5 protein-coding genes are annotated in these 7,017 nt (G+C 67.5%); 3 read left to right on the top strand and 2 right to left on the bottom strand.

What is annotated here, in order from left to right:
* The first annotated feature begins 15 nt into the window (after nt 1-15).
* Nucleotides 16-1,551 carry a S8 family peptidase gene (locus AWQ70_RS05745; protein WP_067171400.1) on the top strand — a complete coding sequence of 512 codons (1,536 nt, stop codon included), beginning with the start codon at nt 16-18 and terminating at the stop codon, nt 1,549-1,551.
* Nucleotides 1,552-1,905: 354 nt separating this feature from the next.
* Here the strand turns inward: AWQ70_RS05745 and AWQ70_RS05750 are convergent, their stop codons facing one another.
* Nucleotides 1,906-4,236, bottom strand: a complete 2,331-nt coding sequence (locus AWQ70_RS05750) for a hypothetical protein (protein WP_067171402.1) — start codon at nt 4,234-4,236, stop codon at nt 1,906-1,908.
* A 71-nt stretch (nt 4,237-4,307) separates the two neighbouring features.
* Between AWQ70_RS05750 and AWQ70_RS38625 the strand changes: the two genes are divergently transcribed.
* Nucleotides 4,308-4,601 (top strand): hypothetical protein, encoded by a 294-nt coding sequence (locus tag AWQ70_RS38625; RefSeq protein ID WP_157529908.1) that lies wholly within the window; start codon nt 4,308-4,310, stop codon nt 4,599-4,601.
* Between the two features lie 64 nt (nt 4,602-4,665).
* Here the strand turns inward: AWQ70_RS38625 and AWQ70_RS05755 are convergent, their stop codons facing one another.
* A complete protein-coding gene (locus tag AWQ70_RS05755) occupies nt 4,666-5,373 on the bottom strand; it encodes a DUF8094 domain-containing protein (RefSeq protein WP_067171404.1) in 708 nt (235 codons plus the stop codon).
* Between the two features lie 324 nt (nt 5,374-5,697).
* Between AWQ70_RS05755 and AWQ70_RS05760 the strand changes: the two genes are divergently transcribed.
* Nucleotides 5,698-6,945 carry an IS256 family transposase gene (locus tag AWQ70_RS05760; protein WP_067171406.1) on the top strand — a complete coding sequence of 416 codons (1,248 nt, stop codon included), beginning with the start codon at nt 5,698-5,700 and terminating at the stop codon, nt 6,943-6,945.
* Nucleotides 6,946-7,017 lie beyond the last annotated feature (72 nt).

Raw genomic sequence — 7,017 nt, forward strand, 5'->3', positions numbered from 1 at the left:
TTCAAGGAGCAACGCATGCAACTTGCCCTGCCCAAGCGACGCCTCGCGGCCACCGCTGCGGCGTTCGCCATGGTAGGTGCCGCCTTCCTTGGAGGCGTGACCGACTCGGCCAGCGCGGCCACCACCGACGAGCCGACGTCGACACCGGTCAACGTGGACATCCCCGACGGGATGCTCATGAGCTACGTCGTCAACGCCCGGATCGCCAACCCCGGCCAAACTCGTCTCGTTGAACGCGCGGTCGAGGCCGCCGGAGGCGTCGTCGTCCAGTCCTGGCCCCAGATCGGCGTGGTCATCGCCCACTCCGACCGCGCGGCCTTCCGCGCGAACGTCACCGCCAAGGGGGGCAACGCGGTCGCCTCCGTCGGCGCCACCCGCACGGCCGGGGTCTCCGAGGGGACGCCGACCGACCTGGCCCCGCCGTGGGGCCCCGGTGCCAACGGGTACAAGAAGGGTGCCAAGAAGCCGGACAACGGCGACATCCCGTCCGACCCGCAGCCTGGTGAGGGCCTCGACCCCAACGAGGGCGTCCAGTGGGACATGCAAATGATCAAGGCCCCGCTGGCGCAGGCGATCTCCGACGGCAACCCCAACGTCCTCGTCGGGGTGCTCGACAGCGGCATCTCGCCGACGCACCCGGACCTCAAGGACAACATCGACGTCGCGAACTCGGTCAACTGCACTAACGTCGGCCGTCCGGATCAGACGCCGCTGGCCTGGCGCCCGACGACGAGCGACCACGGTACGCACGTCGCCGGCACCATCGCCGCCGCCCGCAACAACATCGGCATCGTGGGTGTCGCGCCGAACGTGCGCATGGCGGCCGTCAAGGTCGTCAACAACGACGGGTTCATCTACCCGGAGTACGCGATCTGCGGCTTCATGTGGTCGGGCCTGAAGCACATGGACGTCACGAACAACTCCTACTACGTCGACCCGTTCGAGTTCTGGTGTGACGACCAGCCCGACCAGGCCGCCAGCAAGGAGGCCGTCCGGCGCGCCGTGGAGTGGGCCACCAAGCAGGGCGTCGTCCACGTCGCCGCGGCGGGCAACTCCAACTACGACATGGCCAACAAGACCGTGGACAAGGGCAGCCCCAACGACGCGCCGACGCCGACCGTGCGCACGATCAACAGCGGCTGCAGCGACATCCCGGCCGAGTTCGACGGTGTCGTGACGGTCGCATCCCTGCAGCGGGTGGGCACCACGCTGGACAGCGTCCGGTCGTCCTTCTCCAACTACGGCCTCGGCAAGATCGACGTCGCGGCTCCCGGCTCGTCGATTTACTCGACGACGTGGAACACCCGGACGGGGGCCGACGGCTACGGCACCAAGAGCGGTACGTCGATGGCGAGCCCGCACGTCGCCGGCGTCATGGCGCAGATGAAGTCGGCGCACCCGTCCTGGACGCCGGCCGAGATGATCAGCGAGCTCAAGGCTCGGGCCGTATCCAAGCCGTGCCCGCAGAACACCGCGGCCTGCACCGGCTCCGACGGCGACAACAGCTTCTTCGGCGCTGGTGTCGTCGACGCCCTCGCAGTCATCAAGTGAACTGACCCCGGTGTCACCTAAGTGACACCACCGCGCTGGGCCTGCACCGTCATGAGGGTGCGGGCCCAGTGCCATACGGCGACCAGGAGACCGGTGTCCTCCCCACGCCCATGAGGGTGTACAGGACTGCTGTATGGAGATCAGAAAGGCCCGTCCCGGTGATCGGAATGGGCCCCATGAGCTGGGTGCGGGTCACGTCCCGTCGAGTGGTGCGACTCCGGCCGATCATGTGGCGTCGGCGAGTTGTAGCGGAACGTTGTGACCATGACGCGGCCACCAGGCGTGTGGCTCGGCCCGCCCCTGAAGATGCTGATCGGCAAGCGGGTGGTCACGCCAGGACAGGACTGAGGCGTGTCACCGCCGAGGCGGCTTGCGGTACGTGACCGTTTTGTCGCCCTTCCCGGGGAACGCCATGATCAGCAGACGTTGGCCGCCCCCTTGCGGTCCCTTCCACTTGAACCAGTCGTAGTGCACGCGGATCCGGTAGTGACCCGCCCGGCCGTTGAGTGACAGGTCGGGAAATCCGGTTCCGCTCAGATCGTCGCTGAGCACGATCTCGCCAGTGGGGCTTTCGTAGCCGACCTCGGCGACGTGGTCCCAGCCCTTGGTCTCCACCGGCGGGCGGCGGGTGTAGGTCTCCAAGGTGACGCAGAGGTCGTAGTCGGAGTGGGTCAGGATCATCAGGTGGCCGGGGAGGGCGGCTACCAGGCCGTCGTCCTGAGCTTTGTCGAGCAGGCCGTCCTCGTACGGGTCCCCGTCGTCCTCGGTCGGCTCGTACGCCTCCACGACCCCATAGTCCGTCCACTGGGGTTCCTTCATGCGGATCGCCTTGGCCGGTCTGATGAGCGGGCGGTGGGGCGGGCTCGAGTCGCACATGCGTTGCGCGTCGGCCTCCCACTCCTGCATCTCCCGGTCCTGTTCGGCGGCCGCGGCCTTGACCACGGCGTCCGCGCTGGGGCAGATCTCTGCGAGCGGGTAGGTCAGAGCGTCGCGCGTCAGTCCCTGCGTCGTCTGGAGGCGGGCGACCTCCTGGGGATCGTTGCGGGTGTAGATGCCGCACAGCCAGCGGGCGTGGGCGAGGACCATGGCGTCAGGCGTGGCGGCAGCGAGTTTGATCACGTTTCCCCGCCGGAGGGAGCACACGAGTCGCTGGTCCCGGGTGAGCTTGGGCTCCTCGGGCTCACCCGTCCATGCCTCGCGTGAGGTGCAGTCTTCGGCCGCGGTGACCGGGCCGCGGGCCAGGTCCGCCACGGGCGCGAACGCGAGCGCGACCAGCGTGACGACTTGGGCCAGGAGGAGCATACGGCGGTGTGCGCGCTGGGCCAGCGGGGTCGGGTACAGGAACGTCAGGAGCAGGGCGGAGGCGAGCAGGGCGGCGCTGTACCACGCCGGCGAGATGCCGAGGAAGATCTCACCGGCGTGCTTCTCGGTGAACAGGCTCTCCGGGTAGATCTGTGCGCCTTCGTAGAAGCCGTCGAAGTTCTCCGGCAGGGGCGTTGCCGTGAGCGCGCTGGCGAAGCCCAGGGCCGCGGCGATGATCAGCGTCAGCGCTGTGAACCGCAGGGTGCGGCGGGTCCGGCGCAGGACAGCGGCCAGGATGAGCAGCGTGGGGCCGCCTACGCCGACGAAGACGTCCAGGATGAGCCAGGTCAGAGCGTTCCCGCTGCCTCCGTCCACGCGGACGAACTGCTCGATCACGCCTCTGGGGCCGATCCAGTGATACTTGCCGTGTGCGAAGTTGACGGCGGCGGGGATCAGCGGCAGCGCGATGGGCACGGTGGCCAACGGCCACCACCTGGCCGCCGGCCGTACCGGCACGTGTCCCGCGCCCGGTTGGGGAAGGGGGGCCGTCAGCTCGTGGGCGGTCCTGGCATTCCACACCAGCCCGAAGACACTGACAGCACCGAGGAGGGTGTAGACCGTGAGGATGCTGGGGAACCCGCTGTCGCCGAACGAGACCATCCCGGAGGGCTGGAGGGCCGATACCACCTGCGCGATGACGCCTATCCGGACGGTCGCCGTGCTCCAGCGGGGATCCTTGGCCTGGGCGATGAGGATCGACACCGACCACGCCTGCCAGGCGTAGCCGTACCCTCCGGCCAGGGTCAAGATCTGCCCGGCGGAGTACAGGTCGAAGAGGTCGGTGATTTCCCGGCCGAGGTTGCTCACGACGGCGATGGTTCCGACGATGAGGGAGAACAACCGTAGCCTGCGGGAGACGGTGTCCCGGAGCACCAGGAAGAACAGCCAGACGATGGCCAGTTGCACGCAGCCGGAGGCGATCCACACCGACCAGACCCAGTAGATCTTCCATGCGTGGACCAGCGGCGCGCCGGCGATGCTGATCAGGCCATAGCCGATGCCGAGATACAGGGCGAGCCGCAGCAGGCCGACCTTCCTGCCCCGGTGTGCCAGCTCGCCCTTGACGCGCCCGCGCAGCACCTGCCACAGGGCCCACGCCTGAAGCGCTCCGATGAGGATCAGGACGACCGTCAGCCCCCACGGGACGGTGAGGGCTTCTTCGCGGGGGCCGAGAAACCAGTCCATGCCGGAGTCGTGGGTGACGATCTTCCAGAGGAGGTCACCTTGGGCGGTGGTCAGTGCCAAGGCGCCCAGCACTGCGACCACGGTGAGGTAGCCGAGCGCGATCAGGGTGGCGATCCTGCCGAAACGGTAGCGACGCATGGCCATCTCATTGGGGGGTGAAGCGGTCAAAGCGTCTAACCGTAGCGAGTCACCGGGAAGATGATCAAACCGTGCGCATCGGGCGCAAGCGAGTGGCCCGGCTGATGCGCCGCCCGCTCGAAGAAGTGCGTCGGCGCCGCAGGCGTGAGCTGACCCGCCGTGACTTGCAGGCGATCAAGGGGCGCAGCATACGTCGCTGCCGTTCAGCCGGCGGTGCAGGCCCAGCAGGCGTCCGGACGTCCACGGGGACTGTCGCCGGCTGCTTCGACGACGCGGTGACCGAGAGCTTCTTCGCGACCTTGGAGACCGGGTTGCTCGACCGGCATCGCTTCACCACGCACGCGCAGACATCGAGGCCACGATGATGATCTACGCTCACGTCTCCCTCGACGACAAGCGCAACGCCCGAGGCGGACTGCGCTGACGACTTCAGGAGAACCAGTTCGCGCCGAGTTCCTGGATGGTCTTGCTGCTCTTGGGCACGAGCAGCGCCTCGCTCAGCACATTGTTGACGCTCTTGGAGTCGTTGAGCAGGGCGAACAGGAAGAACGAGCCACCACCCGCCGTACGGAAGCCGAAGACGGAACCGTGGCCGGCGAACCCGACATACAACCCCTTGTTGACCGCGGGGAACGCCTTGCGGCTGTAACTGTTCTTGGCCAGGCGATAGCCGGAGTCGCCCTCCTTCTTCCTCTCTCCGTTCCAGAAGTTCCGGTACTCCTCGGTCACGGCCCGCGCCACATCGTTGTCCATGTCAGTGACGTAGCCGTCGGCGTCGAGCAGCGGCTTGGGCATCCGCTGGCCCCAGTGAATCGGGGTCGCGACGGCCAGCCTGAAGGACTGCCCAGGGGAGCGGAAGAACGCGAGCACGTGCGGGCGCTCATGGCCCTTGGTGTCCTCGTAGGTCGCCTGCGCGATGAACCAGTCACCGGTCGGTGGCTGGCGCTCCGGCCTGGGCAGGTAGACCGTCGGGGCGCCGGTCAGGTTGATCGGCTTGTGCTCCGGCTTCCATCCGAAGTTCTCATGGTTACGTTCGAGCACGCCCTCGTGCAGTGCCCCCTCGACGAACAACGCGTCAAGCCGGGCGTTCGATCGCCACCACTTGCGCTTCTTGAGCACCGCGTTGTACTTGCCCACCCACTTCCGGGACCGAGGTCGCGGACGGTCTGGGCGAAGGCGCGGATCATGTCGTTCTCCGCCTCGGCCTACCACACCAGCGCGAACTTCAAGGGATCGATATCCCGGACAGGCAGGTAGGCGATGTCGGGCCGGATCCAGTAGCGGCTCAGCTCTTCCGCTACATGGTGGCCACCGACACGCTGTTGCTGGTCATCAACCTGGGTGACGTCCCCTCGGGTGGTGTAACTCCAAGCTGACAAAGCAAGCCCCGGACATGGGACGAGCCATCGTGTGACCGTCAGCGAGTTCCCGACCAAAGGTTCTCGCGGAGGACACCACACGATGGCTCTGGACCAGTCTGCCCTGCTCGACCTGCTGGAGTCTTTGAAAGCCGCCGACGCCGACGACGTCATCCGCCAAGCGCTCCAAGCCATGCTTCAGGCACTCATCGAAGCAGAGGCGACCGCGGTGATCGGCGCCGCACCCCACCAGCGCACCGAGCAGCGCACCACCCACCGCAACGGCTACCGCGACCGGCTACTCACTACCGCAGCCGGAGACCTGGAACTGAAGATCCCCAAACTGCGGTCCGGGTCGTTCTTCCCCTCCCTGCTGGAACGCCGCCGCCGCATCGACCAAGCCCTCTTCGCGGTGGTGATGGAGGCCTACCTCCAAGGCGTGTCCACCCGAAGCGTCGACGACCTGGTCAAAGCCCTCGGCGCCGACAGCGGGATCTCCAAAAGCCAGGTCTCCCGCATCTGCGCCGACCTCGACAACGAGGTCGCCGCCTTCCGGGACCGGCCGCTCGCTCACACGGCCTTCCCGTACGTGTTCCTGGACGCCACCTACTGCAAGGCCAGGGTGAACCACCGGGTCGTCTCCCAGGCCGTCGTCATCGCCACCGGCGTCTCCGCCGACGGCCGCCGGGAGATCCTCGGCTTCTGTGTCGGCGACAGCGAAGACGGCGCGTTCTGGACCGCGTTCCTGCGCTCGCTGAGGGCCCGCGGCCTGGGCGGTGTCCAGCTGGTGATCTCCGACGCGCACGCCGGCCTGGTCGCCGCGCTGCGGGCCGTCTTCCTCGGCGCTGCCTGGCAGAGGTGTCGCGTTCATTTCGTGCGCAACGTTTTGGCCCGTGTCCAGAAGGGGTCGGCCGAGATGGTCGCCGCCGCGATCCGCACCATCTTCGCCCAGCCCACCGCCCAAACCGTGCGCGCCCAGCTGGCCACCATCGCCACCATGCTCGGCCGCCAGTTCCCGCCCGTGGAGCAGATGCTGCTCGAGGCCGCCGACGACATCACCGCCTTCGCCGACTTCCCCTCCCAGCACTGGAAGAAGATCTGGTCGACCAATCCCCTGGAACGGCTCAACCGGGAGATCAAACGCCGATCCGACGTCGTCGGGGTCTTCCCCAACCCCGCAGCCCTCGCCCGCCTAGCAGGCGCGGTGCTGGCCGAACATCACGATGAATGGCAGGTCAGCGACCGCCGCTACCTCTCGGAGGGATCGATGGCCCAACTCGCCGCACCGACCAGCGAGCCGAGCGGAGATATGAGCGAACCGCTGGCGCCGACCGCGCTGGCCGCGTCATAGTCACAACGTTCCGATACAACTCGCCGACCTCACATGATCGGCTGGAGTTACACCATTCAGCGGGACGTGACC

The sequence above is a fragment of the Microtetraspora niveoalba genome (assembly GCF_001570405.1).
GTDB lineage: Bacteria > Actinomycetota > Actinomycetes > Streptosporangiales > Streptosporangiaceae > Microtetraspora > Microtetraspora niveoalba.